This window comes from Sphingobium soli, assembly GCF_020782245.1.
Classification (GTDB): domain Bacteria; phylum Pseudomonadota; class Alphaproteobacteria; order Sphingomonadales; family Sphingomonadaceae; genus Sphingobium; species Sphingobium soli.
The window spans coordinates 49,988-75,758 of sequence record NZ_JAJGNP010000018.1 but is presented as its reverse complement, the minus strand read 5'-3'; the positions used below and the strand labels follow the sequence as shown (position 1 = coordinate 75,758).

General features: G+C 63.0%; 25 protein-coding genes, 1 tRNA gene and 1 pseudogene. 20 read left to right on the top strand and 7 right to left on the bottom strand.

Annotated elements, in window-relative coordinates; all coding sequences use genetic code 11:
* Nucleotides 1-108: 108 nt before the first annotated feature.
* The 4 genes from LL253_RS16910 (at nucleotide 109) to LL253_RS16895 (ending at nucleotide 3,877) form a co-directional block, all read left to right on the top strand.
* Nucleotides 109-588 carry a HEPN domain-containing protein gene (locus LL253_RS16910; RefSeq protein ID WP_228227932.1) on the top strand — a complete coding sequence of 160 codons (480 nt, stop codon included), beginning with the start codon at nucleotides 109-111 and terminating at the stop codon, nucleotides 586-588.
* A gap of 834 nt (nucleotides 589-1,422) precedes the next feature.
* Nucleotides 1,423-2,712, top strand: coding sequence for an adenylosuccinate synthase (locus tag LL253_RS16905; protein WP_009822876.1), 1,290 nt, complete (start codon nucleotides 1,423-1,425; stop codon nucleotides 2,710-2,712).
* A gap of 5 nt (nucleotides 2,713-2,717) precedes the next feature.
* Nucleotides 2,718-2,900 (top strand): hypothetical protein, encoded by a 183-nt coding sequence (locus LL253_RS16900; protein WP_037543566.1) that lies wholly within the window; start codon nucleotides 2,718-2,720, stop codon nucleotides 2,898-2,900.
* 92 nt (nucleotides 2,901-2,992) lie between these two features.
* Nucleotides 2,993-3,877 carry a bestrophin family protein gene (locus LL253_RS16895; protein ID WP_009822874.1) on the top strand — a complete coding sequence of 295 codons (885 nt, stop codon included), beginning with the start codon at nucleotides 2,993-2,995 and terminating at the stop codon, nucleotides 3,875-3,877.
* Between the two features lie 21 nt (nucleotides 3,878-3,898).
* Here the strand turns inward: LL253_RS16895 and LL253_RS16890 are convergent, their stop codons facing one another.
* Together LL253_RS16890 and pdxH are read right to left on the bottom strand one after the other, a co-directional pair.
* Nucleotides 3,899-5,230 carry a dicarboxylate/amino acid:cation symporter gene (locus LL253_RS16890; protein ID WP_009822873.1) on the bottom strand — a complete coding sequence of 444 codons (1,332 nt, stop codon included), beginning with the start codon at nucleotides 5,228-5,230 and terminating at the stop codon, nucleotides 3,899-3,901.
* Nucleotides 5,231-5,412: 182 nt separating this feature from the next.
* Entirely contained in the window at nucleotides 5,413-5,988 is a 576-nt protein-coding gene (gene pdxH, locus LL253_RS16885; protein ID WP_009822872.1) for a pyridoxamine 5'-phosphate oxidase, read from the bottom strand.
* A gap of 139 nt (nucleotides 5,989-6,127) precedes the next feature.
* On the opposite strand from pdxH, the gene LL253_RS16880 reads away from it, so the two are divergent.
* The 6 genes from LL253_RS16880 to LL253_RS16855 all read left to right on the top strand — a co-directional run bounded on the left by LL253_RS16880 (nucleotide 6,128) and on the right by LL253_RS16855 (nucleotide 12,888).
* A complete protein-coding gene (locus LL253_RS16880; RefSeq protein ID WP_009822871.1) occupies nucleotides 6,128-7,066 on the top strand; it encodes a DnaJ C-terminal domain-containing protein in 939 nt (312 codons plus the stop codon).
* Between the two features lie 17 nt (nucleotides 7,067-7,083).
* Entirely contained in the window at nucleotides 7,084-8,049 is a 966-nt protein-coding gene (locus LL253_RS16875) for a YihY/virulence factor BrkB family protein (protein ID WP_228227931.1), read from the top strand.
* Nucleotides 8,046-8,852, top strand: a complete 807-nt coding sequence (gene fabI / locus LL253_RS16870; protein WP_037543152.1) for an enoyl-ACP reductase FabI — start codon at nucleotides 8,046-8,048, stop codon at nucleotides 8,850-8,852. The genes LL253_RS16875 and fabI overlap by 4 nt, the downstream gene beginning before the upstream one ends.
* Nucleotides 8,853-8,864: 12 nt before the next feature.
* Nucleotides 8,865-9,944 carry a chorismate synthase gene (aroC, locus tag LL253_RS16865; RefSeq protein ID WP_228227930.1) on the top strand — a complete coding sequence of 360 codons (1,080 nt, stop codon included), beginning with the start codon at nucleotides 8,865-8,867 and terminating at the stop codon, nucleotides 9,942-9,944.
* A 298-nt stretch (nucleotides 9,945-10,242) separates the two neighbouring features.
* Complete coding sequence (locus LL253_RS16860) at nucleotides 10,243-12,024, top strand: SLC13 family permease (RefSeq protein ID WP_228227929.1); 1,782 nt, start codon at nucleotides 10,243-10,245, stop codon at nucleotides 12,022-12,024.
* 78 nt (nucleotides 12,025-12,102) lie between these two features.
* Entirely contained in the window at nucleotides 12,103-12,888 is a 786-nt protein-coding gene (locus tag LL253_RS16855; protein ID WP_228227928.1) for a PhzF family phenazine biosynthesis protein, read from the top strand.
* Here the strand turns inward: LL253_RS16855 and LL253_RS16850 are convergent.
* Nucleotides 12,885-14,009 carry a serine hydrolase domain-containing protein gene (locus LL253_RS16850; protein ID WP_228227927.1) on the bottom strand — a complete coding sequence of 375 codons (1,125 nt, stop codon included), beginning with the start codon at nucleotides 14,007-14,009 and terminating at the stop codon, nucleotides 12,885-12,887. The genes LL253_RS16855 and LL253_RS16850 overlap by 4 nt on opposite strands.
* A 37-nt stretch (nucleotides 14,010-14,046) precedes the next feature.
* Here LL253_RS16850 and LL253_RS16845 point away from each other — a divergent pair, with 37 nt between their 5' ends.
* From LL253_RS16845 to LL253_RS16800, 10 genes and pseudogenes are all read left to right on the top strand, one after another.
* On the top strand, nucleotides 14,047-14,367 hold the full coding sequence (locus LL253_RS16845) for a hypothetical protein (RefSeq protein ID WP_228227926.1): 321 nt from the start codon (nucleotides 14,047-14,049) through the stop codon (nucleotides 14,365-14,367).
* Nucleotides 14,368-14,531: 164 nt separating this feature from the next.
* Nucleotides 14,532-15,383 carry a D-amino-acid transaminase gene (locus tag LL253_RS16840; RefSeq protein WP_228227925.1) on the top strand — a complete coding sequence of 284 codons (852 nt, stop codon included), beginning with the start codon at nucleotides 14,532-14,534 and terminating at the stop codon, nucleotides 15,381-15,383.
* A gap of 238 nt (nucleotides 15,384-15,621) precedes the next feature.
* Nucleotides 15,622-16,625 (top strand): annotated as a pseudogene (locus tag LL253_RS16835) (MarR family transcriptional regulator).
* Between the two features lie 47 nt (nucleotides 16,626-16,672).
* Nucleotides 16,673-16,748: transfer RNA gene (locus LL253_RS16830), tRNA-Val, on the top strand.
* Nucleotides 16,749-16,904: 156 nt separating this feature from the next.
* Entirely contained in the window at nucleotides 16,905-17,072 is a 168-nt protein-coding gene (locus LL253_RS16825) for a hypothetical protein (RefSeq protein WP_228227924.1), read from the top strand.
* A 46-nt stretch (nucleotides 17,073-17,118) separates the two neighbouring features.
* Nucleotides 17,119-17,346: a zinc-finger domain-containing protein gene (locus tag LL253_RS16820; protein WP_037543564.1), complete on the top strand. Its 228-nt coding sequence runs from the start codon at nucleotides 17,119-17,121 to the stop codon at nucleotides 17,344-17,346.
* Nucleotides 17,347-17,390: 44 nt separating this feature from the next.
* Nucleotides 17,391-18,833: a metalloprotease TldD gene (gene tldD, locus LL253_RS16815; RefSeq protein WP_228227923.1), complete on the top strand. Its 1,443-nt coding sequence runs from the start codon at nucleotides 17,391-17,393 to the stop codon at nucleotides 18,831-18,833.
* 78 nt (nucleotides 18,834-18,911) lie between these two features.
* Nucleotides 18,912-19,487 (top strand): DUF924 family protein, encoded by a 576-nt coding sequence (locus LL253_RS16810; protein ID WP_228227922.1) that lies wholly within the window; start codon nucleotides 18,912-18,914, stop codon nucleotides 19,485-19,487.
* A gap of 155 nt (nucleotides 19,488-19,642) precedes the next feature.
* Complete coding sequence (locus LL253_RS16805; RefSeq protein ID WP_004209785.1) at nucleotides 19,643-19,981, top strand: P-II family nitrogen regulator; 339 nt, start codon at nucleotides 19,643-19,645, stop codon at nucleotides 19,979-19,981.
* Between the two features lie 13 nt (nucleotides 19,982-19,994).
* A complete protein-coding gene (locus LL253_RS16800; RefSeq protein ID WP_037543148.1) occupies nucleotides 19,995-21,329 on the top strand; it encodes an ammonium transporter in 1,335 nt (444 codons plus the stop codon).
* A 170-nt stretch (nucleotides 21,330-21,499) separates the two neighbouring features.
* Here LL253_RS16800 and LL253_RS16795 read toward each other — a convergent pair whose 3' ends face one another.
* Genes LL253_RS16795 through crtY form a run of 4 tightly spaced genes read right to left on the bottom strand, consistent with a single transcriptional unit; the run spans nucleotide 21,500 to nucleotide 25,712 of the window.
* Nucleotides 21,500-22,456, bottom strand: coding sequence for a phytoene/squalene synthase family protein (locus LL253_RS16795; protein ID WP_228227921.1), 957 nt, complete (start codon nucleotides 22,454-22,456; stop codon nucleotides 21,500-21,502).
* 41 nt (nucleotides 22,457-22,497) lie between these two features.
* Nucleotides 22,498-23,079, bottom strand: a complete 582-nt coding sequence (locus LL253_RS16790) for an LOG family protein (protein ID WP_228221007.1) — start codon at nucleotides 23,077-23,079, stop codon at nucleotides 22,498-22,500.
* A complete protein-coding gene (locus LL253_RS16785) occupies nucleotides 23,080-24,567 on the bottom strand; it encodes a phytoene desaturase (RefSeq protein ID WP_228227920.1) in 1,488 nt (495 codons plus the stop codon).
* On the bottom strand, nucleotides 24,567-25,712 hold the full coding sequence (gene crtY / locus LL253_RS16780; protein WP_228227919.1) for a lycopene beta-cyclase CrtY: 1,146 nt from the start codon (nucleotides 25,710-25,712) through the stop codon (nucleotides 24,567-24,569). The genes LL253_RS16785 and crtY overlap by 1 nt, the downstream gene beginning before the upstream one ends.
* Between the last annotated feature and the right edge of the window lie 59 nt (nucleotides 25,713-25,771).

The following is a 25,771-nucleotide window of genomic DNA, read 5'->3' as shown; positions in this document are numbered from 1 at the left end:
CAGCACTGGCGGCCTGACCTGAACCCGATCCTGCCGTAGATCGACGGTTCCTACACCACCCCGCGGGACACGACCGCAACCTGCAATATCATACAACTTATTGACGGGATGACCGCAGCTAAGGCGGGACGGCTGTCCAATGCCGCGCTCGAGACAATCGGTCGCTCGTTCGAGATCGCCGTGCCTGCCACCTATACGCTCGAGAGCACGGATCATAATTTGATGTTCATCGCTCGCGGCGATGTCCAAGCCGCGGTCAACGGTCTGATGGCGCGTGGCGGCCGTTATGGAGAATCGAAATGGGCTTCGCTTCAGGCTGCCGAAAAGGTACTCAAGGCTGCGATCGATCGCGAGGGCATGAAATACGGTTTTACCCATGGGCTTGCGGCCCTGTGCAAGACGCTCGCAGATACCGGCTTGGCTTTTAATGCCGACGCCCAAATCGCCGCGATTCAGTGCAAACCGGGTATTCGCTATGGTGAGGAACCTTGTACGTGCGACGAAGCACTGGCCGCCCACCGCGCATCGCTTGAGTTGGTAAATATCCTGCGTGAATCAGGCGCGAAGTTTGAACTGGGTATTGGCTGACTCAAACGATCGGGTTGAGCCTGGGCTATTTTCGGCTTCGCGCGACGAAGGTCCACTTTTTTTCACGGTCTCAAGCCCGCCCAAATACGCTCGGCCAGTCGCAGCGTCATGATTGGAAGACCCACCAGTCCGAACCTGGGAACGATAAAGTGGTGGTTAAGCGACGAACTATGGTCGCTGCCAGACCATCTTCCCCTGCAAGGGGAGGTGGCTGGCCGTAGGCCAGACGGAGGGGTGTCCCCCTCTCTATAGGGTGACGCCCCTCCACCACTTCGTGGTCCCGCTCTTTTGCAATGGAGAAATTTACCGCCGCTCCCGGCCCTTCCCACATAAATCCCGTTCGCCCTGAGCCCGTCGAAGGGCCGCCCAGCTTCTCCGACCCGTGGCCGGGCCGCCGGGCGACCGCTAGATCCCTCCATCCCCCTTCCAATGTAGGATTTTCTCTGATCTACCCGAGGGGATGACGCCTGCGTCCCTCCCACATGGCCCCGCCGCCGCCCCCGGCCCGCAACGCGCCGCTCCCCCGCGCCGCGCCCCCATCGCCGGGCCGCTGACGCCGTCTCTATCAGGTGTCGCTTCGTGGTCGCCTTATGGTCGCGTCGCGGTCGCGTCATGGGCGCTTAGGCCCTGCGACACTGTGAACTTCGGCCGAAGGCGACACGCGCTCGCGGCCCTCTCTCCCATCGCTCCGGCGCGGCCAGCCTTGACGCGGCGGCCCCACGCGGCTAACCCGCGCCCCGCATTCGGACGCCCCCGCGTCCCTCATCCCACCGGCATGTCGAGTCCCGTCGAAGGGCATGGCCGGTCACCGCGGCGGGCGGAAGGATTGTATCCATGGCAAATGTGACCGTGATCGGCGCCCAATGGGGTGACGAGGGCAAGGGCAAGATCGTCGACTGGCTGTCCGAACGCGCCGATGTCGTCGCCCGCTTCCAGGGCGGTCATAATGCCGGCCACACTCTGGTCGTGGGGGACAAGGTCTACAAGCTTTCGCTGCTGCCCTCGGGCATCGTGCGCGGCACGCTGTCGGTCATCGGCAACGGCGTGGTGCTCGACCCCTGGCATTTCCGGGACGAGGTCGCCAAATTGAAGGGGCAGGGGGTGGAGATCACGCCCGACAATCTCCAGATCGCCGAAACCTGCCCGCTGATCCTGCCCTTCCACCGCGACCTTGATGGTCTGCGTGAGGATGCAAGCGGCGCGGGCAAGATCGGCACCACCCGGCGCGGCATTGGCCCCGCCTATGAGGACAAGGTCGGCCGCCGCGCCATCCGCGTGTGCGACCTTGCCCATCTCGATGACCTCGGCCCGCAGATCGACCGGCTGACCGCGCATCATGACGCGCTGCGGGCGGGCTTCAATGAAGCGCCGATCGACCGCGCCGCGCTGATCGCCGAGCTCACGGAAATCGCATCCTTCATCCTGCCCTTCGTCAAGCCGGTCTGGCTGACGCTCAACAAGGCCAAGAGCGAGGGCAAGCGCATCCTGTTCGAAGGGGCGCAGGGCACCTTGCTCGACATCGATCATGGCACCTATCCCTTCGTCACCTCGTCCAACACGGTGGCGGGCACGGCGGCGAGCGGCACCGGCCTTGGCCCCAGCGGCGCGGGCTTCGTGCTCGGCATTACAAAGGCCTACACCACCCGCGTCGGCTCTGGCCCTTTCCCCAGCGAACAGGATAATGACATTGGCCAGCGCTTGGGCGAGCGTGGCCATGAATTCGGCACCGTCACGGGCCGCAAGCGGCGCTGCGGCTGGTTCGACGCCGTGCTGGTGCGCCAGTCGGTCGCCGTGTCGGGCGTCACAGGCATCGCGCTCACCAAGCTCGATGTGCTCGACGGGTTCGAGGAACTCAGGATCTGCACCGGCTATCGCATCGGCGAGAGGACATTCGACTATCTCCCTGCCCATGCGCAGGACCAGGCGCGCGCGGAGCCGATCTACGAAACGATCGGCGGCTGGAGCGACACCACGGCGGGCGCGCGCAGCTGGGCGGACCTGCCGGCGCAGGCGATCAAATATATCCGCCGGATCGAGGAGCTGATCGGCTGCCCGGTCACGCTCGTGTCCACCTCTCCTGAACGCGACGACACCATCCTCGTCCGCGATCCCTTCGCGGATTGATGGCCATGGCAGGAGAACGCTTCGAGCGGCACAAACAGCCCTGGACGCAGGATGAAATCCAGAAGCTGCACAGCCTGGCGAAAAAGGGGATGGCCTTGAAGGCCATCGCCAGGGCGCTCACGCGCAGCGAGGAATCGGTCAAGGCTCGTGCCAAACAGGACGGGTTGTCGATCGCGAAACTGCGCTGATCGGCGGAACTGTAATTTTTCGTTGCGGCCCTTTTACCGGGGAGCCTCTCCGCTGATGTTGCGTTGCAGCATTTCTGTATTCGGAGAGCTACATGATCGTTGATCCCGTCCCCAGTTTCCGCCGCATAGCGTCCGAAGTCTGGAAGCCGCTGACGGTCCTGTTCATCTGGGATTGCGCGGTCACAGTCACTTATTATCTGCTGCCCTTCAAGGCGCCCGAATTGCCGCTCACCATCTTCGGCTCGGCGCTCGCCCTGTTTCTGGGCTTCCGGTCGAACAGCGCCTATCAACGCTGGTGGGAAGCGCGCACGCTCTGGGGCGCGATGATCAACGCCTCGCGCAACATCGCCCGCGCGACCCGTAACTTCATGCCCGACCCGGACGCCGCCGAACTCAAGCGCGAAATCGTCAAGCGGCAGATCGCCTATGTAAACGCGCTGCGCTGCCAGCTGCGCCGCCAGCCCATCGGCGATGATGTCACGAAATTCCTGACGGAGGAGGACAAGGGCAAGGCGCTCGCCCGCACCAATCCTGCCAACGGGCTGCTCGACAGCACCGGGCGGCGGATCGACATCGGCCGGCGCAACGGCTGGCTGGACACGATCCAGCAGACGCAGATGGAGGCCGTGCTGGTGGATATCGCCAATGCGCAGGGCGGGATGGAGCGGATCAAGAACACGCCGCTGCCCGTGCAATATCGCTATCTGCCTACCATCTTCACCCACATCTTCTGCATCGCCCTGCCCATCGGCCTCGTTGAAACGCTGGGCTTTGCCACGCCGCTGGGTTCGACGGTCGCGGGGCTGATGTTCCTGGCGGTGCTGCGCATCGGCGACGACCTGGTCGATCCCTTCGCCAACACGGTGCACGACAATCCGTTGACGGCGATGTGCCGCACGATCGAGATCGACCTGCTCCAGTCGATCGGCGACCCGGCGCCCGATCCGATCAAGCCGGCGCGCGGCGTGTTATGGTGAGTGGGCCAGCGCGAGGCGGCATCACCCCTTGCGCGGATCCTCCACCATGTCGGACGCCAGCTCCAGCCCGCGCCGGCCATCGGCCGATGTATGCGCCGGCGCCTTGGGATGCGGCACATCCTCGGGCTCCTCGACCTCCAGCATGCCTTCCCATTTGGTGATGACCGACGTCGCGATCGCGTTGCCCAGCACATTGGTCGCGGTGCGGCCCATATCCATGAAGTGATCGACCGCCAGGATGAAGGCGATGCCTTCCACCGGCAGGTCAAACTGGCCCAGCGTCGCGGCGACGACGACCAGGCTGGCGCGCGGCACGGCGGCGATGCCCTTGCTGGTCACCATCAGCACCAGCAATATGGTGATCTGCGTGGTGATCGGCAGGTCGATGCCATAGGCCTGGGCGATGAAGATGGTCGCGAACGTCGCGTACATCATCGACCCGTCAAGATTGAAGCTATAGCCCAGCGGCAGCACGAAACTGTAGATCCGCCGCGGCACGCCGAACCGATCGAGCTGCTCCAGCATCTTGGGATAGGCCGCCTCGGACGACGCCGTCGAAAAGGCGATCAGGATCGGTTCGCGGACGTACCGGACCAGCTTGATCATCCGCTTGCCCAGGAACAGCGATCCGGCAAGGAACAGCAAGCCCCACAGGCAGAATATCGCGATGTAGAATTCGCCGACCAGTTCGCCATAGGTCTGGAGCACGCCCAGCCCCTGCACGGTAATGGACGAGGCCAGCGCGCCGAAAACGGCAAGCGGCGCGACCCGCATGACATAGCCGGTCACTTGCAGCATCAGTTCGACCATCGCCTCGATCACCGTGACGATTGGCTTGCCCTTCTCGCCGATGGCCGTCAGCGCAACACCTACGAACAGCGAAAAGACGACGATCTGCAGGATCGAATTTTCCGCCATCGCCCCGATCATCGACGTGGGGAAGATATGGAGCACGAAGTCGCGGAAGTTGAGGCCCTCGGTGCTCACGCCCGAATCGACACCCGATCGGACCAGGTTCAAGCCAGCGCCGGGCTGGAAAAAATTGACGAGGATGAGGCCCAGCGTCAGCGAAATCAGGCTGGCGATAATGAACCAGGCGAGCGCACGCCCGCCGATGCGGCCCAGTGCGGCGCTGTCGCCCATATGGGCGATACCAGCGACCAGCGTGGAAAAGACCAGCGGGGCGATGATCATCTTGATGAGGTGAAGGAAGATGTCGGCGAGCAGGTGGAAATATCCGGCCACATCCTTCGCGGTGGCTTCGTCGCCGCCGACCCAGAGATTGGCTACATATCCGGTCAGCACCCCCGCGACCATGCCGATGAGGATGAACGCCGTCAGTCTGTTTCGCATCAAGTTCCTCTAAGGCCGCCCACAGGCACGCCCCCGCCTTATGTGTACATCTGTCAGGTCAGACACCTAACAGGCGCATGGCCGCCCGGCAATTGCGCGCGTCCAGTCGCATCAGGGAAGACGAAGCAGGACCGCCTTTCCTCGTCTGCCGGTCGTCGCCGTTTTGACGCTAACGGCATTTGTCAGGGATAGAGCAGCCCCTCACGCCAGTTTGCGCCTTCCCTTTCGAACAGGCGGCGTTCATGCAGGCGGTGTGCGCGGTCCTGCCAGAATTCGATGCGGTCGGGCGTCACGCGAAAACCGGACCAGTGCGGCGGTCGTGGTACCGCACCGCCTTCGAAGCGCGCGCTTACCTCCTCGAAACGGTCCATGAAGACTTGCCGGTCGGGCAGGGGGCGCGACTGGTCCGATGCCCATGCGCCAAGCTGGCTGTCGCGGCTGCGCGTCGCGAAATAGGCGTCGGCGGTCGCGTCGTCGACAGCATCAACCTGTCCTTCGATACGGATTTGCCGCCGCAGCGACTTCCAATGAAACAGCAAGGCGGCATGGGGGTTTTCGAGCAAATCGCGCGCCTTGCGCCCTTCGAAATTGGTGTAGAAGATGAAGCCGTCCGGCCCGTGCCCCTTTAGCAGCACCATGCGCGATGACGGGCGTCCGCGTGCATCTGCGGTCGCCAGCGCCATGGCGTTGCTGTCATTGACTTCGGTTTTCCGGGCTTCGGCAAACCAGGCATCGAAAAGGATGAAGGGATCGGTCATGTGCGCTTTCTAGGCAGCTCGCGCTACGCTGTCGATATGCGCCATTTGACAGCCTTCTCCGCACATCCCTGACTTGAATGTCGGCGATGCATCGTCCACATAGGCGTCAAGTGATGCTTTTTTGCAACAGGTAGGATGAATGGCTGATCCCTATTCCACTTTGGGCGTAGCCCGTAGCGCCAGCGAGGCGGAGATCAAATCCGCCTATCGCAAGCTGGCCAAGGAACTGCATCCCGACCGGAACAAGGACAATCCTCAGGCTGCGGAAAAATTCTCCGCCGCGACCAACGCCTATGACCTGCTGTCTGACAAGGACAAACGCGCCCGCTTCGACCGGGGGGAGATTGATGTCGACGGCAATCCGACCGCGCCCTTCGGCTTTGGCGGCGGCAATGGCGGCTTTCGCGGCAACCCTGGCGGCCAGTCGGCTCATTTCGAATTTGGCGAAGGCGGGGCGGACTTCGGCGACATTTTCGAAGGACTGTTCGGCGGCGCAGGCCGCAGGGCAGGCGGTGGCGCGGGCTTTGGCGGTGGTTTTGGCCGGCAGGCACCGCCGCAAAAAGGCGCCAATGTCGCCTATCGGCTGGCAGTGCAGTTTACCGATGCCGCGACCCTGGCGCCACAGAGGATCACGTTGCAGGACGGCAAGACGATCGATCTCAAGCTTCCTGCCGGCGTGGACACTGGCACGCAAATGCGTCTGTCTGGCAAAGGGCAGGCGGGGCCGGGCGGCGCGGGGGATGCGATCGTGACGATCGAGGTCAAACCGCATCCCTTTTTCACGCGCGATGGCGACAATGTCCTGCTGGACCTGCCCATCACGCTGGATGAGGCTGTTAAGGGCGGCAAGGTCAAGGTGCCGACCGTCGATGGACCGGTCATGCTGGGCGTTCCGGCAGGCACATCGTCCGGCAAGACGCTGCGACTGCGCGGCAAGGGGTTCACCGGCAAGGATGGGCGGCGCGGGGATCAGCTCGTGACGCTCCACATCGACCTGCCGGCCGACGATCCCGCGATCCGCGCTTTTGTGGACAACTGGCAGGATGCGCGCCCCGTGCGCGCCCATCTGGGCGTATGAGGCGTTAGGATCGGCTGATGCCGATGCCGTCTCCTCTCTCGCCGGAATCGCGCCGCCGGTCCGGACATGGCGCGCGGGCGCGCCTCCACCGCCAGATCGCCAGGGTGCGGCTGGGGTCGCATGGTTTCGAAGTGGCCAAACGTGTGCTGGTCGGCACCTATAGCGATGGTTTCATCCACGCGGGGAACCTTGCCTATCTCTCGTTGATGACGCTGTTCCCCTTCTTCATCGTCGCAGCGGCGGTAGCCAGCGTGTTTGGGCGTACCCAGGATGGTCTTCAGGCCCTCAACGCCTTTCTTTATACCGTGCCGCGCGGCGTGGCCGATGTCGTCCGCCAGCCGATCAACGATGTTCTGACCGCCCGCTCCGGACCATTATTGTGGCTGGGCGGACTGGTCGGGCTGTGGACGGTCGGGAGCCTCATCGAAACCATCCGCGACATATTGCGCCGCGCCTATGGCACGAAGAGCACGAAGGCCTTCTGGCAATATCGGTTGAGCGCCATCGGCATAACGCTGTTCAGCGTGTTTGCGGTCATGTTTGCCTTTTCGATGCAGGTGGTCATCACCGGGATCGACCAGTTTCTGGTGCGCCTCGTTCCCTGGGCGGACGACGCCATTGCGCTGGTTGCGTCGGCGCGGCTGGTGCCGATGGCGATCGTGTGCGTGGCGCTCTGGTCCTTGTTCGTGGCTCTGACGCCTACGGCATACAAGGACCGGCGTTTTCCCAAATGGCCTGGTGCGGTCGCCACCGCGCTCTGGTGGTATGGCACGACCTTGTTGCTGCCGCCCACATTGTCTCTGCTGGGGGGCTATGGGCGCACCTATGGCAGTCTTGCGGGCGTGATGATCACCCTTATTTTTTTCTTCCTAGTCGGCCTTGGCGTGGTAATTGGCGCGGAATTGAACGCGGCGCTGGCGGAATTTCCCGATGAGGAAACGGACGCGACCGGGCAGGACAAAGGAAACGGAACGACGATATGACAGGCTTGATGGCAGGAAAGCGCGGCCTCATCATGGGGCTGGCCAACGACAAGTCGCTGGCCTGGGGCATCGCCAAGCAATTGCATGCGCAGGGCGCGGAACTGGCCTTCTCCTACCAGGGCGATGCGCTGGCCAAGCGCGTGCGGCCGCTTGCGGAACAGGTTGGCTCCGACTTCCTCATCGACTGCGATGTCACTGACATGGACAAGCTTGACGCCGCCTTCGCGCAGATCGAACAGCGCTGGGGCGCGCTCGACTTCGTCGTCCACGCCATCGGTTTTTCCGACAAGAATGAACTGCGCGGCCTTTATGTCGATACGAGCCTGGATAATTTCCTGCTGACGATGAACGTGTCCGCCTACAGCTTTGTCGCCGTCACCAAGCGCGCCCGAGCGCTGATGCCGAACGGCGGCAGCATCCTGACGCTGAGCTATTATGGCGCGGAAAAGGTGATCCCGCACTATAATGTCATGGGCGTAGCCAAGGCGGCGCTTGAAACCAGCGTCAAATATCTGGCGATGGACCTGGGGCCGGAAAATATCCGCGTCAACGCCATATCCGCGGGGCCGATCAAAACCCTGGCGGCCAGCGGCATCGGCGACTTCCGCTACATCCTCAAATGGAACGAGTTGAATTCGCCGCTGCGTCGCAACGTCACGATCGAGGATGTCGGCGGCGCGGGCCTGTATCTTCTCTCTGACCTGGCGGCAGGGGTGACCGGCGAAATCCATCATGTCGATGCGGGCTATAACGTCATCGGCATGAAGGCTGAAGATGCACCGGATATTGCTCTGGAAAAATAGGGCGCTGGACACATGAGTTTCAACAGCTTCGGTCGCGTCTTTCGCTTTACTACCTGGGGCGAAAGCCATGGGCCGGCCATTGGCGCGGTGGTCGATGGCTGCCCGCCCGGCCTGCCGCTTACCGAAGCGGACATTCAGCCATGGCTGGACTTGCGCAAGCCCGGCACGTCCAAATTCACGACCCAGCGGCGCGAGGCGGACCTTGTGCGCATCCTGTCGGGTGTTTTTGAGGGACGCACCACCGGCACCCCAATCAGCCTGATGATCGAGAATACCGATCAGCGGTCCAAGGATTATTCCGACGTCGCCAAGGCCTATCGCCCGGGCCATGCCGACTATGCCTATGACGCCAAATATGGGTTTCGCGATTATCGCGGCGGTGGTCGATCGTCAGCGCGGGAGACCGCTAGCCGCGTGGCGGCAGGCGCGGTGGCGCGGCTCGTCATCCCGGACGTCGACATCTTTGCCTATGTGAGCGAGATTGGCGGCGACGCGATCGACTACGCCAATTTCGATCCAGCGCAGATCGGTGAAAACCCCTTCTTCTGCCCGGATCGGCAAGCCGCCCAGCGTTGGGAGGCACTGGTCGACGCCGCGCGCCTTGACGGTTCGTCCCTGGGCGCGGTCGTCGAATGCGTCGCATCCGGCGTGCCGGCGGGGTGGGGGGCGCCGCTCTATGCCAAACTCGACAGCGAACTGGCCGCCGCGATGATGAGCATCAACGCAGTCAAAGGTGTCGAGATCGGCGACGGCTTCGCCGCAGCGCGCCTGCGCGGCGAAGACAATGCCGATCCCATGCGGCCGGGCGCCGATGGCCCCGCGTTCCTCGCCAATCATGCAGGCGGCATCGCCGGTGGCATCTCGACTGGCCAGCCGATCAAATTGCGGGTCGCCTTCAAACCGACCAGTTCCATCCTCATCCCCGTCGATACCGTAACGCGCGATGGCGACGCATCGCAGATCATCACCAAGGGGCGGCATGACCCCTGCGTGGGCATTCGTGGCGTGCCCGTGGTGGAAGCAATGATGGCGCTGGTCCTCGCCGACCAGAAGCTGCTTCACCGCGCCCAGTGCGGCGGTATAGGCGACTGACGCGCCGAACCGCGCCAATCCTGCGCCGGACGTCCGTTCCGTGCGAGACGACTCGCCTCTGTTACGCTAGGATGACACTCAACGCCCGCGGGAGGGCGTGCGGCAGAGCGTAAGCCTGGGGAGCGTCACTGCGCGTCAAAGCGTTTTTTGCGGAAAACGCGGCGATGAAAAAGCGTGGATTGACGGTCAAAACGTCCCCTCAACGCCGCGACACGGGCCAGCCATGCAACCATGGCTGGCCCATTTCGTTGACCGGGGCTAAAACGCGGCTTCACGCGTTCCAGGGGGCCAACGCCAGATGCATTTCATGTCCGCGCTCTTGGGCGTCTACCGCGCGGAAATCGGCCTCGTCATCCTGGCGCTGATGTTCGTGGAATTTGTGCGCGAACGCTATTCGCCGACCGTTGTTTCCGTGCTGGGCGCCTGCGCCTATGCCGCGCTGGGATTGCTGGATGAAAAGGGGCTTTTTTCCGTCTTCTCCAATGGCGCCCCGCTGACGATCGGCGCTATGTTCGTGCTGGCGGGCGCGTTGATCCGGACCGGCACGATCAATCGGGCGGCCGATTTTGTCATGAAACGCGCGGAAAAACATCCGCGCCTGGCGGTCGTGGAGGTCATGCTGGGCGCGACGGTTGCGTCCGCATTCCTCAACAATACGCCCGTCGTCGTCGTGCTTATTCCCATCATCTTCAAATTGTCGCAGGTGACGGGCGTGCCACTCAAGAAATTGATGATGCCGCTGAGCATCGTGGCGGTGCTTGGCGGCTGCATCACGTTGATCGGCACATCGACCAACCTGATCGTCGCGGGCATCGCGGCGGATCAAGGGATGACGCCCTTCGGCATTTTTGACATTGCGCCCTTCGGCATTGCGGGAACCGTCGCGGGGCTGGCGGCGCTCGTTGGACTGTCCTTCCTGCTGCCCAGCGATCCGCCAGCGATTTCGGGCCAGGATGGCGGCAATGCGCAGGATTATCTGACCGAACTGGTGGTGCCGCATGACAGCGATTATATCGGCAAGGATATCGGGTCATTGACGGTGTTCGGGCGCTCGGCGGCGCTGCTGGGCCTCAAGCGGGCTGGCGAGATACGGCGCGGTGACCTGTCGCAGGAGGAACTTCACGCCGGCGACCGCCTGATCGTGCGCGCCGATGGCACCGCGATCATGACGCTGCGCGAATCAGGCCATTTCGAACTGGGCATCGCCGCTGATTCCGAAACATCGGGGCGTGAAGGCACGGTGATCGAGGCGATGGTCGCGCCAAGCCACCCCTCGATCGGCGAACGGCTGATGGATATTCCGTTTTTGCATGCCTTGCGCGTGCGCATCATCGGCATCAACCGCGCCCGGCACCTGCCCGGTCCCAATCTGGCGGAGGCCCGCATCCGCGGCGCTGACCGGCTGTTGATCGCGGGCAGCGACGATGCGATGCGCTCGCTGCGCGACAATCCCAATCTCATGGGCGTCGACATCAGCCGCACCCGCGCCTTCCGCCGCAACAAGGCCTGGATCGCGATCCTCGCCATGGCGATGGTGATTATCCTGTCGGCACTGGGCATCATGGGCATCGGCCTTGCCGCGATCATTGCCGTTGGCGCGATCCTTGCCACGCGCTGCATCGATGCCGAGGAAGCCTGGGGCGCGATTGACGGGGACGTCCTGGTGCTGATCTTCGCCATGCTGGCGGTCGGCGTGGCGCTGGAGCAGGCGGGTAGCGTCGCGATGATGGTGGGATGGATCACGCCGCTGATGCAGGTCGCGCCGCCCTGGGCGCTGATCTTCATCGTCTATTTCACCGCGCTCATCCTGTCTGAACTGCTGAGCAACAATGCGGTGGCGGCACTGATGACGCCAATCGTCATCGCGCTGGCGCACCAATTGCAGGTGGATGCGCGCCCGCTCGTCATCGCGCTGATGATCGGCGCGTCGGCGTGTTTCGCAACGCCGATCGGCTATCAGACCAACGCGCTGGTCTATGCGGCGGGCGACTATCGCTTTGCCGATTTCGTCCGCATCGGCGTGCCTCTCAACATCATCGTCGGCCTGGCGGTCTGCGGCGCGTTGGTGTTGCTGGGATGAGCGGCCAGTTGTACCGGGTCGGCCCTGTCAGGCGGGCAGGCGGACGGGCATAAGACCGTCAACGAAAGGATATTCCTCATGAGCAGCCTGCCCTTCACCCAGGTCGATGCCTTTGCCGACGCACCCTTTACCGGCAACCCGGCCGCTGTCATGCCACTTGATGCCTGGCTGGACGACGAGACGCTTCAGGCGATCGCGCAAGAAAACAACCTCTCCGAAACCGCCTTTACCGTATCGACGCCGGATGATCCGGATGCCGATTATGCGCTGCGCTGGTTCACGCCGACGCTGGAAGTGAAGCTGTGCGGTCATGCTACGCTGGCGAGCGGTCATGTGCTGATGGAGGGCGATGCGGTCCGCTTTCGTACGCGGCATGCCGGGATTCTCAGCGTATCGCGGGCCGGACAGGGCTATGCCCTGTCGCTGCCGGCTTGGACCATGACGCCGCGCGATTTGCCCGATCTCTCCGAAGGGCTGGGTGGCGCTCCCATCGAGTCGCATTGGCGCGACGGCGGCTACAGCCTTTTCCTCTTTCCCGATGAAGCCGCCGTGCGCGCGCTGAGCCCGGATTTTGCCGCGCTGCGGTCACAGGGCGACGTCATGCTGATCGCCACCGCGCCCGGCACGGACAGCGACATCGTCAGCCGCGTCTTCGTGCCCGGCGGCGGCGTGGATGAGGACCCGGTGACGGGCTCGGCTCATTGCCTTCTCACGCCCTTCTGGGCGGAGCGGCTCGGCAAAACGCAGATCAGCGCAGAGCAGGCGTCTGCTCGCGGCGGTCGGCTCGGCTGCGCGCTGGAGGGCGACCGCGTCATCCTGACCGGCGCCTGCCGTACCGTGATCGAGGGACGCTTCCTGCTTTAACCCGGAAACAGTCCCATCAACCGCGCCAGTCCCGCGCGCACCGCGCGCCGCTCCTCCTTTCGCGGCGACATGCCAATGCGCACGACGGTCAGCCGCTGCGATGGCGAAATCAGAATATATTGGCCATTATGCCCGACGCAGCCGAACAGGCTTTCGGGCGCTTGGCCCGGCATCAGCGCGCTTTCATTGCTGTTGCGGTTCAGCCAGATATGCAGCCCATAGGCCGGATTGCGCCGCGACGGCGTCGTCATCAGATCGATCCATTTTTCTGGCAAAATCTGATGTCCTGCAGGGGTGCGCCCGCGCCGGCGCAGCAATTCGCCGAAGCGCCCATAGTCGCGCGCGGTCATGTGCAGGATGCTGCCGCCGATCATCGTGCCATGGGCGTCATATTCAGGGGTCAGGCTCGGCAGCCTACCCGGTGCCTTGAGCCGCCCGTCGATGAACATCTGCATCGCGCGCCGACGCACGTCCGGGTCCTCGCTATTGGTCAGCATCCGGGTCATCAAGTCCGACAGAATCATCGTGCTGCCGGTCGAATAGGCGAAGCTCTCGCCCGGCGCATGGGCCAGCGGCTTGGCTTCGGCATAGGCGGCCATGTCCTGCGCGCCGTCCTGGAACAGCATGCGCACCGTATCGCCCGCCGTGACCGGATCGCCATCCTCGACATGGTCGATGCCCGAACTCATGGTCAGCAATTGCCGCAGGGTGATCTTTCCGCGCGGATCACCCGGCTGGCTCCAGGCGGGCACGGGCACGGGAGCGTCGAGCGCCAGCCTGCCGTCCGCGACCATCAATCCGGCCAGCACGCCGGTCACGGTCTTCGCCATCGACCAGGCAAGCAGTTTGGTATCGGGACCAAAGCCCGGCGCATAGCGTTCCGCAACAATATTGCCGTCGCGCATCACCAGCAATGCGCGGGTCTGACCCATGGCTTCATCGTCGAACAGCGGGTCGATCGCGGCGCGTAGCGCGGTTTCGCCTGCCACGACATCGGGGGCGACCATATAGACCGGCTCGGGGGTCGGGGCGGCGCGCCCCGCCAGCGATCCTGCGATTATCAACGCGGCAACGCCTGCGCCCAGGCCAAGACGCTTTACGATTCGGCTGTCGATCTGCATAAGCCGGCGCCTTTACAGGCGAGCGCGGGAAAGAGCCATGGCGGTTCGACGGAAATGGTGGATCGGGGCGATGCTAATCGTTCTAATATGTCTTGGCCTGCTTGCCTGGAACGGACCGGCGATCCATGCCCGTGCGCAACTCGGTGCTGCTTATGGCGCGCGCATCGGCTGTTCCTGCCGCTATGTCGAAGGCCGGCCAATGGGCAATTGCACTGACGACAAGGAGCCCGGCATGGGCTTGGTGAAGCTCACCGACGCGCCGGAACAGCGCGCCGTCCGTGCCAGCGTTCCGCTGCTCGCGACGCGCACGGCCCGCTACAGGCCCGGTTGGGGCTGCCTGCTCGATCCTGCGAAATAAGCTGAGGGCGCCGACGCTGGGTCAGACCCATAGGGGCCAGCCTTTGCGCTTGTTCCCGACCACGACCGGATTTTACGACGGCCATAACCTGCGGAGTGGCTTGACCCTTTGTGTGGAAGACGGAAAAGCGCCCCATTGTCCGCTGCCAAGGAAATCCGAACATCATGTCCGTCGCCTATCTGAACGGAGCCTATCTCCCGCTGGACGAAGCGCGCATTTCGCCGCTTGATCGCGGTTTCCTGTTTGCCGACGGCATTTACGAGGTGGCCGCGGTCATCGACGGCAAGCTGGTCGATAGCGCTTCGCATCTTGCACGTCTGGAGCGTTCGACCGGCGCCATCGGCATCGACCTTCCGCTCAGCCTTGAAGAGATTGAGGCGGTGCAGAAACAGTTGGTCATCCGAAACGCTTTGACCGAAGGGCTGGTCTATCTGCAACTGACGCGCGGGGCGGACAGGACGCGGGATTTCATTCCACCGGCAGGGCTGCAACCCACGCTGTTCCTGTTCGTGCAGGCCAAGCCGTTTCTGGACGTTCCGGCGGCGCATGACGGCATCGCCGTCGCCACCGCCCCCGACCTTCGATGGGCGCGCCGCGATATCAAAAGTGTGGGGCTGCTGGCGCAGGCCATGGCCAAACAGGCCGCGCGGGACGCGGGCGCGCAGGAAGCCTGGATGGTGGAGGATGGCTTCGTGACGGAAGGCGCATCGTCCACCGCCTTCATCCTGACCGAAGAAGGCATCGTCACCCGCTCCTACAGCCAGTCCGTTCTGGCTGGCTGCACCGGTGCGGCTATCGCGACGCTGGCGCAGGAAAACGGCCTTTCGCTCATCCGCCGCTCCTTCACCGTCGCGGAGGCCAAACAGGCGAAGGAGGCGTTCATCACCAGCGCATCGACCTTGTGCCAATCGGTCGTGCGGATCGATGGGGAGACGATCGGGGATGGCAGGCCAGGCCCCGTTGCAATGCGTTTGCGTGCGCTTTACATTGCGTTTGCACGCGCCACGGGCGTTTAATTGGTATGAAAATAAGTCGAAAATGGAGGAAGCTGGTCCGATAGCGACCGATCGCGCCGCCCGCCGCCAACCGCGCCAGCACATTGTTTTGAAGGATCGAAACCGGATACGATGAACCCCGGTGAGAGGTGGTGTCGCATTGATTTGTCCATTGAATGTCCGGATCGGGTCGAAGTCCCGGTGAATCGATCCGTTCTTGCTTTATTCTCTGGAACGAAGCTAGAACAGGTGCAGAATCATGACGGACAGTTTTTCGAACGATGTGCCCTTTCGGGAGCCCGACCTGCCAATCGCGCAGCGCGATGATCGGCAAAGTCTGCTCGTTATCGCCGACTGGGCCGATATGGAAGAAGTGGCGCCGATTGCGGATGCCGCCAAGCTGCGGTTTTTAGGCGTAACCGGCTTGGCCGAAGCGTCGGCCAGGCTGGATGAGCAGACGCACTGCGACACGCTCCTGCTGTTTTGCCCGATCATGACCGCAACGCTGGAGCGATTGCTTGTCCAGGTGGAAACCCAGGCAATCCAGACTGGCATGGCTGTTGTGCTGGTGGCTGGATGGGATACGGTCGACCTTGCCTTTGCATGCATTCGCAGCGCACACACCCAGCTCTTGTGCGATCCCGGCCCGGTGGAATTGGCGGCGGCGCTGGTCGCGGCCGGTGAGCATCGTCCGTTCAGCGGCAGCGTGCATGAAGTCGACCGGGAAGCCTTGCGATTGCAGCAGTTGAGCGAAGAAGTAGGCCGCCTTGCGCGCACGATTGACGCCTTGACGCAACGGGGGAAGGCTTCCGCCACGCCAAGCTTCGATCTTGGGCCACGGATATCCGACCGTCCCAGTGACTATATTGGCATGCCCGTGATCCCGCCTTTCTCTCCCCCGGCGCGTCCGGTCCAAGGGGGATCGGTGAGCGCAGAGCAGATACGCGACATGCTGCGCGCACGGCGTACCGCGCGGATTTTCTGCCTGGCGATCTGTTCGCTGATCCAGCCTGGGACATGCTGCTGGATTTGCTCGCCGCACGTTTGGAACAGGAACGCGTGTCCGTATCGAGCCTGTGCATCGCCGCCGCCGTACCGCCCACGACGGCGTTGCGCTGGATCCGAACGCTAACCGACAAGGGCATGGTGCAGCGACATGCCGACCCGCAGGATGGCCGGCGCGTTTTTATTTCGCTGGCGAACGACACGGCCGATGCGATGGTGCGCTGGTTCGGCGCTAGCCGCAGATTGCTGTGCGGCTGAGGCTTGACCGCCGGCCTATTTCGCCGCAATAGGCGCCTTCCCCACGGGGGCGATTAGCTCAGTTGGTAGAGCGTCTCGTTTACACCGAGAATGTCGGCGGTTCGAGCCCGTCATCGCCCACCATCTATATTGGCGATAGTCGCGCCGTCGCTGAATCTCCCCATTCGCCTTGATGTAAATCCCCAGCCATGCGCGCTCGATGGGACAATCGGGCTGCAATGTCATCTCGCCTTCGCAACGTTCAGCCTGTGGCAAGCCGCGATTGGCCACATAGTCGATATGCCGACTATCGCTGCTTTTGCCGAAGCTATCCTTCCCGCGCTGCTGATGTGTTCGCCCCTGGCGGTCATTGCGACGCAGGATTGCGCGGCGTGGCGGCTAAGGTCGGCATCGACCGCGCAGGATTGGAACGATGTGTGCGCTCGCGAACTCACGCGCCCGATGTGATCGGGCATATTGCGATATAATGCGGCCCCTGCTAATTCCATACGTCATGATCCAGCCGCCTGAAATCATTCGAGTCTCAAAGCCCCGCGTTTCCTGCGACGGATCGGGCGATATTCCCGCAGCACTCGGCCATCCGCGGGTGTTTCTGGAAATCGACGAGCATGGTTATGTCGATTGCGGCTATTGCGACCGTCGCTTCGTGCTGATCGGCGGCGTTGCGGATACCCCCGATGTCGTCACCAAGCCGGATATCGCTTCGGGCGCCAGCCTGTAAGCTTTTCTGTTGGGTTGCAGGCAGGGCGCGCCTATATCGGGCGCATGACCGATACCGCTTCCCTCTTCACCGATGCCCGTGGCCTTCTTTATCGTCCGGGTCTGCTCGATCCCGATGGCGCGCGCCGGCTGACGGCCCAGGCGCTAGGTCGTTGCGACGACGGTGAATTATATCTGCAATATCGCGCAAGCGAGAGTTTCGGGTTTGACGATGGCCGGCTGAAGACCGCCGACTATTCTACTGATGCCGGCTTTGGTCTGCGCGGTGTCTCGGGCGAAATGACCGGCTTTGCGCATGCCAATGATCTCAGCGAGGCGGCCATCGCCAAGGCGGCGCAAACGCTTACCCTGCTTGATCCCTCCAAGGATCAGCCTGCGCCGCCGCCCCAGCGTACCAATCGCCATCTTTATACCGACGCCAATCCGCTAGAAATCGTTCCGTTTGCGGAAAAGGTCTCGCTCTGCGCAGAGATAGACGCTGCCGCCCGCGCGCGCGACCCGCGCGTCGCGCAGGTGTCGGTCAGTCTGGCAGGCAGCTGGTCGGTGGTGGAGATCGTGCGCGCCGATGGCTTTACCGCGACCGATATTCGCCCTCTGGTGCGTCTCAACGTCTCCATCATATTGGAAGAGGACGGTCGGCGCGAAACGGGTGTTTTTGGCATTGGCGGCCGCTATCTTTATGATCAGGTGATGGACAAGGCGGTGTGGAACCGCGCGATCGATGAGGCGCTGGCGCAGGCGCGCGTCAATATGCGCTCTGTCGCAGCGCCTGCGGGCGAGATGACCGTGCTGTTAGGACCCGGTTGGCCCGGCGTTCTGGTCCACGAGGCGATTGGGCACGGCCTTGAGGGCGATTTCAACCGCAAGCGCACCAGCGCTTTTTCGGGACGCATTGGTCAACGCGTCGCGGCACCGGGCGTCACTGTCGTTGACGATGGCAGCATCATGGATCGGCGCGGGTCCCTGTCGATTGATGATGAGGGCACGCCAACGCAGGAAAATATCCTCATCGAGGACGGGGTTCTGTGCGGCTATATGCAGGACCGGCTGAATGCTCGGCTGATGGGGGTTGCGCCCACGGGCAATGGCCGCCGCGAAAGCTATGCGCATGCTCCGATGCCGCGGATGACCAACACCTTTATCAAGGGCGGGCAGGATGATCCGGAGGAGTTGCTCAGCCGTATGAAGAACGGGATTTTCGCGAAGAGCTTTGGCGGCGGTCAGGTGGATATCGTGTCGGGCAAGTTCGTCTTTTCATGCACTGAGGCCTATAAAGTTGAAAATGGCAAATTGGGCGATCCCATAAAGGGTGCGACGCTGATCGGCGACGGCCCCACCGCGCTGACCAAGGTTATCGGGATCGGCAATGACTGGGCGCTGGATGAGGGCATCGGCATGTGCGGCAAGGGTGGCCAAAGCGTTCCGGCCGGCGTGGGCCAACCTACGCTGTTGATGGAGGGGCTGACGGTCGGCGGCACGGCCGCCTAGGCCGTTACCTGCGGCCAACCGAGCCAACTGCTCCGTAAACGGCGGGAACCGTTGCGGCCGGTGCGACATTAGTCATGCATGAACATGCTGACCGACAGCCATGATGCCGTGACCGCCGATTGGGCGGCCGCGTTGCTTGATTTCTGGTTCAATGAGGTGGGCGAAAAAGGGTGGTGGAGCCATGATTTACAGTTGGATCATATCTGCGCCCAAAAATTCGCCCATCTGTGGCGTGAGAAGAAAAGCCAGGCTGCTGCGGATTTCCAGGATCGAGCCGATGACGCGCTGGCCGCGGTTATCCTGTTCGATCAATTGCCCCGTAACATGTTTCGCGGCACCGCTGATGCCTTTGCTACGGACGCGTTGGCGCGGGATATAGCGCGTGGCGCGATCGCGCATGGATATGATGTGCAGATCGGCGGCGCAGGGCGGTGTTTCTTCTATATGCCATTCATGCATAGCGAGGATAGGGCCGATCAAGACCTGTCCCTCACCCTGTTCGAGGGAGCGGGCGACGCCAAATGGCTCGAATTTGCCCGCAAACATCATGAGATGATCCAGCAATTCGGTCGGTTTCCGCACCGTAATGCCCTGCTTGGCCGCATGACCAGATCTGAAGAAGAAGATGTGATTGCCGACGGCGCGGACTGGTGAGCCCCGTGCACAAATTTTAAGCAACATCCTGCTGCTGCTTAATTTTGCAGCGGAGCTTTTCGCATATCCAGCCGTAAAGCCCGCATTAACGCGTCTTTATCTTTTTGGCACGGCCCTTGCTGATATGTCCCCGTACACCATTCACAGGGGGCGACATGAAACTTGTCATGGCTATTATCAAGCCGTTCAAGCTGGACGATGTCCGCGAGGCGTTGTCCTCGCTCGGCATCGCCGGCATGACGGTCAGCGAAGTGAAGGGCTTCGGTCGCCAGAAGGGGCAGACTGAAATCTATCGCGGCGCCGAATATTCCACCAACATGGTCCCGAAGATCAAGATTGAGGTCGTCTGCGACGACGACCTAGCGCCACGCGTGGTCGAAGCGACCCAGGCCGCCGCCAATTCGGGAGCGATTGGCGATGGCAAGATCTTCGTTCTCGATGTGGGACAAGCCGTGCGTATCCGCACAGGCGAGACCGGCGAAACCGCGCTGTAAGAAGGGGGAAATGATGAGCTTTTCCAAGAAATTCTGCGGTGTGGCGGGGGCTGGTGCCCTGTCGCTGTTCGCCGCTCTGCCCGCCTGGGCGCAGGACGCGGCCGCCGCCGCGCCGACGCCGGACAAGGGAGATACCGCGTGGATGATGGTATCGACCGTTCTCGTCCTCGCGATGATTCTGCCGGGCCTCGCCTTGTTCTATGGCGGCCTGGTCCGGACGAAGAACATGCTGTCGGTCATGACGCAGATTGGCGCCGTCGCTGCCTTCGCCATGCTGATTTGGGTGATCTATGGTTACACCATGGCCTTTGGCGACGGCGGCAACGCGGTCATTTCCGGCTTTGGCAAGCTGTTTCTGGCCGGCGTCACGCCTGACAGCACGGCGGCGACCTTCACTGACGGAGTCGTCATCCCGGAATATGTCTTCATCTGCTTCCAGATGACCTTTGCGGCCATCACCGTCGCGCTGGTGCTGGGTTCGGTGGTGGAACGCATGAAGTTCTCCGCCGTGATGGTCTTCGCCCTCATATGGCTCACGATCGTTTATTTCCCGGTCGCGCACATGGTGTGGGCTGGCAACGGCTATTTCTTTGGCCTTGGCGCGCTCGACTTCGCGGGCGGCACCGTGGTCCACATCAATGCGGGCGTTTCCGCACTGGTGGCCTGCCTCATCCTTGGCAAGCGCATCGGCTTCCCCAAGGAGCCCATGCCGCCGCACAGCATGACGTTGACGGGCGTCGGCACTGGCTTGCTGTGGGTCGGCTGGTTCGGCTTCAATGCGGGTTCGGCCCTTGAAGCCAATGGCTCGGCCGCACTGGCTATGATCAACACCTTCGTCGCCACCGCATCAGCCGGTCTGTTCTGGATGCTGGCGGAGCGCCTCAACGGCCACAAGGGTTCGGCGCTGGGCTTCTGTTCGGGCATCATCGCAGGCCTCGTCGCCGTCACGCCGGCAGCGGGCAACGCCGGACCGTTCGGCGCGATCGTGCTGGGCGCTGTAGCTTCGATCATCTGCTTCTATGCTGTCACGGTTCTCAAGCCGAAGCTTGGCTATGATGACAGCCTCGACGCCTTTGGCATCCATGGCGTCGGCGGCATCATCGGCGCAATCGGTACCGGCATCGTCTATGCGCCGAGCCTTGGCGGGCCCGGCGACGGTTCGGTCGGCATTGGCGCACAACTGGTGATCCAGATCGAAGCGGTTCTTGCGACCGCCATATGGGCTTCGATCGGCACCGTCATCGCAATCTTCGTCGCCAAAGCTGTCACCGGCCTGCGGGTCAGCCAGGAGGTCGAATATGAAGGCCTGGACCTCGGCGAACATGGCGAGCGTGCCTACAACCCGTAATTTTCACTGAATTGGCCGGGCGGCCACTCTGTCTGACAGCAATCGTCGCCCCGCCTTCCGATGTTCCTCCTGCGAACATGCCTTGGGCCGGTACGAAAGTGCCGGCCTATTTTTTTGGAGACGGGGGCCGGTACGAAAGTGTCGGCCGTCCTTCCAGCGCCTTTGCTGGATTAGCTGGCGGGACGATGCCAGAGCGTCGAAGGCCTTTCCGCATCGGCGGGCCAACGCCGTGCGCGCCCGACGACCTGAATCCCAGCGCGCGCGACCCACATCAGCTTGTCGCTCTTGCGCGTCACCACGCGGTGATCCCATGCCATTGGTCCGCGCCGCGCAATGGTGCGGGCAATATCCCCATAGATACCGGCGGCGGCCAGAACGGCCCAGGCGGCACGCGGTGGCAGCATGCCAGTGCCGTGCCGCGCGCTATCTTCATAGGCTGCGGCCATATCCGTCAGCCGGCGGCCGAGGATGGCAAGGCGTGGGCGAACCCATGGCTTCATATGCTCGCCAGGCGGAATGTCCATTTCCACCAGCCATTCGACGGGCAGGTAGCATCGGTCCGCCGCCTCATCTTCCCCGATATCGCGGGCGATATTGGCAAGCTGAAAGGCAAGACCAAGGTCGCAGGCGCGATCCAGCGTCGCGTCGTCATGCGGGTCGACCCCCATCAGCACCGCCATCATGCATCCGACCGCGCCGGCGACATGATAGCAATAGCGCAGCATGTCATCCTGACTGCGGGGCCGCCAATCGCGGGCATCAAGCGCGAAGCCCTCGATCAGGTCATGGGCGTAGCGGTGCGGAATACGGCATTCCCGCATGACCAGGCCAAAGCCGTCAAAAGCCGGATCGCCGGTGGGTTCGCCCCGCAGCGCCCGGTCGGTCATCACCCGCATATCCGAAAGGCGTGCCTGCGCGTCGGCCACGACGCTCATTGCCCCGCCATGGTCCTGGCCGTCGGCGATATCGTCGCAAGTGCGGCACCAGGCGTAGAGCAGCCAGGCGCGTTCGCGGGTTTGCCGGTCGAACAGCTTGGATGCCATGGCGAAGCTTTTGGAGCCGCGCGCGATGCTGTCGCGGGCATGGGCGACGAGCCTCGCGCGATCAGGGGCGATGGGATCGGTCATAGTCCCCATCCATGCCCGCGTGCGCCGCCGGCGTCGAGGGGTTACAGCCGCGCGGCCTTCATCGCGAAGATCGTTTCATGCGGCTGATAGGCCGCCATCGCATCGACCAAGGCTTCGATGCTGTCTTCATGCACCAGAATGCCGGCATGTTGCGGCCGGATGAAGCCGCTTTCCACCATCTGGCGGTTAAAACCGATCAGCTGATCGTAAAAGCCCGCGACGTTGAGCAGGCCTACGGGCTTGTTATGATAACCCAGCTGCGCCCAGCTGATCGCTTCCCATAATTCGTCCATCGTGCCGACGCCGCCCGGCAGTGTCACGAACCCATCGGAAAGGTCGGTAAACAGCTGCTTACGCTGGTGCATGGTCTGGACGACATGGAGTTGCGTGCAACCGCGATGCGCGACTTCCGCGCCGACCAGCGCTTCGGGAATGACGCCGACGACTTCGCCGCCCGCTTCCAGCGCGGCGTCCGCGACCGCGCCCATCAGGCCAAGCCGCCCGCCGCCGTAGACGACGCCGATGCCCCGCTTCGCAAGCGTGCGGCCGACGTGACGCGCCGCATCGATATAGGTAAGGTCGGCTGGCGTCGCCGATCCGCAATAGACTGCCAGTCTTTTCATCTAAGTCCTGTTCAAATCGTCCAGCATCAGCGCGGCGGTCGCCTTGGCGCTGCCCACCACGCCGGGAATGCCCGCGCCGGGATGGGTGCCGGCCCCTACCAGATAGAGATTGGGAATGACATCGTCGCGATTATGCGCTCGGAAAAAGGCGCTTTGGGTGAGCAGCGGTTCCAGGCTGAAGGCACTGCCCATATGGGCGGCAAGATCTCGGCCGAAGTCACGCGGCGTATAGTGGAACTGGGTGACGATGCGCGATCGGATGTCGGGGATCAGCCGATGCTGGATCTCATCCAATATGCGCTCGGCATAGGTCGCGCCGAACTGGTCCCAGTCGATCGGCAGCTTGCCCATATGGGGCACCGGGGCGAGCGCGTAAAAAGTCGAATGACCATCGGGCGCCATCGATGGATCGGTGACGGTCGGGTGGTGCAGGTAGAGCGAGAAATCCTGCGGCAGCACGCCATGATCGTAAATATCGGTCAGCAACCCTTCATAGCGCGGGCCGAACAGGATCATATGATGCGGGATGCCCGGCCAGCTGCCCTTGATCCCGAAATGCAGCACGAACAGGCTGGGCGACCAGCGTTTGGCCGCCAGTTTCTCGCCCTGCTTTTGTCCGCGTGGATGGTGGGCGAGCAGGTCTCGATAGCTGTGCATCAGGTCGGCGTTGGAAGCGACGGCATCGGCCTCGCCGCGCCAGCCCGAAGCGGTATGCACCGCCGTTGCCTTGTCGCCATAGGTTTCGATCCGCGTGACTGGATCGCCCAGCCGCAGCGTGCCGCCCAGTCGTTCGAAATGGGTGGCCAAGCCCTGCACAAGCCGGTTGGTGCCGCCCTGAGCGAACCAGACTCCGCCATCCTTCTCCAGCTTGTGGATAAGGGCATAGATCGAACTGGTCTTCATCGGATTGCCGCCGACCAGCAGGGTATGAAAGGACAGCGCCTCGCGCAGCTTTTCGTTCTTCACATAGGACGCGACGATCGAGTAGACCGATCGCCATGCCTGATACTTGGCCAGCGCCGGGGCCGCTTTCACCATCGATGCGAAATCGAGGAAGGCGACATGGCCGAGCTTGCGATACCCTTCTTCGTAAACGCCGGCGGCATAATCGCAGAAACGCTCATAGCCCGCGACATCGCCGGGATCGAGCTTTGCGATCTCGGCCCGGAGCGCTGGCTCGTCATTGGAATAGTCGAAATTCGTGCCGTCGCGCCAGTTGAGCCGGTAGAAGGGCGACACCGGCATCAGGGTGACATCCTGCGCCATGTCATGCCCTGACAGCCGCCACAGTTCAGCGAGGCAGTCAGGATCGGTGATGACGGTCGGCCCCGCATCGAACGTAAAGCCGTCCTTTTCCCACATATAGGCCCGGCCGCCCGGGCGATCGCGCGCTTCCACCAAGGTGGTCTGGACGCCGGCCGACTGGAGGCGAATGGCAAGGGCGAGGCCGCCAAAGCCCGCACCGATGACGATAGCGGTTCTGGACATCAGGCAGGCGGGTTCAGCAAGGTGCGCATGGCGTCCCTTATGGGGACAGGTGGCTTGCCGCACAAGATGCGCAAACGGTCAGCCATGGTCGATTGGCCAGCGTAGAATCGCTGGATGAGCGCGGGGTGGAGGCCATAGAAACGGGAGAATATTCGCCAGCGCTCGTCGGGTCTGGCCGCGCCGAACAGCATCTTGCCCAGCATGCGATAATAGCCGTCCTGTCGCCAATGCGCCCGTGCAAAGGCGCGAGTGGCGGCAGGCAGGCCGTCCAGCGGCTGACGGGCCAGCCAGAGCGCGAAGCGGACGGCGTCGGGCAATGAATAGCCGGTCATCGGCTGGAAGAGGCCGGCGCGCACGCCTGCACGGGCGACGGGATCGGATACCGGCCAATAGCGATCAAAGTCGCCGCCATGGACGACAGGCAGCACGCCTTCTTCCCGGTGGACGCTCTGCGCGTCCCAGCCCTTCGCTGCGGCATAGGCGGCGATCCGCTCGTCCAGCACCACGCCGTCGAGGTTGGGCGTGTCGCTATAATAGGTGTCCTCGACAAAGATGTTGTGGTCGTCCCAGGGGAGCAGGTAGACGAAGCGATAGCCGTCATGCTGATCGACGCTGGCGTCCATGATGACCGGGCGCTCGACGCCGTGGGGCGCAGCGCAGCGCAGCGCGTGACCGACGAATTTTTGCCAGCCGCAGCGCAGAGCCGAAAGGTCGCCCGGTCCCCGCGCGTCGAGGATCGCCTGCGCGTGAATGATGCGGCCATCGGCCAACGTGACACGATCGGGCGCGAGTGTTCGCACGTCCGCGCCGATGAGGAGGCGATCGCCCAGCGTCTTGCGCACATGGACAGCGAAAGTGACGGAAGTAATGCTGTTATACGGGGTGGCCAGGTCGCGCTGAAATCCGGGAAAAATGACGGCATGACCCTGTGTCCAGCGATGCGCGATCATGGGGTCCACCAGCCAGCGATCCTGCGGGGCGACGTCGCCGTCGAAAAAGGACCAGATGTGGTTGCCGCCCGGCTCTGCGCCATGTTCGATCAGGAGCAGGCGCAATTCCGGACGCAAGGCGACGAGCGCGAGCGCGGCAAGTCCGCCGGCGAGGCCGCCGCCGACGATCACAAGGTCACAGTCGATGGAATTCATGAACCCTTGATAGGGACTGGAGGACGGGGGCGATAGCGTCCCTTCCGCTCCCTTGGCAG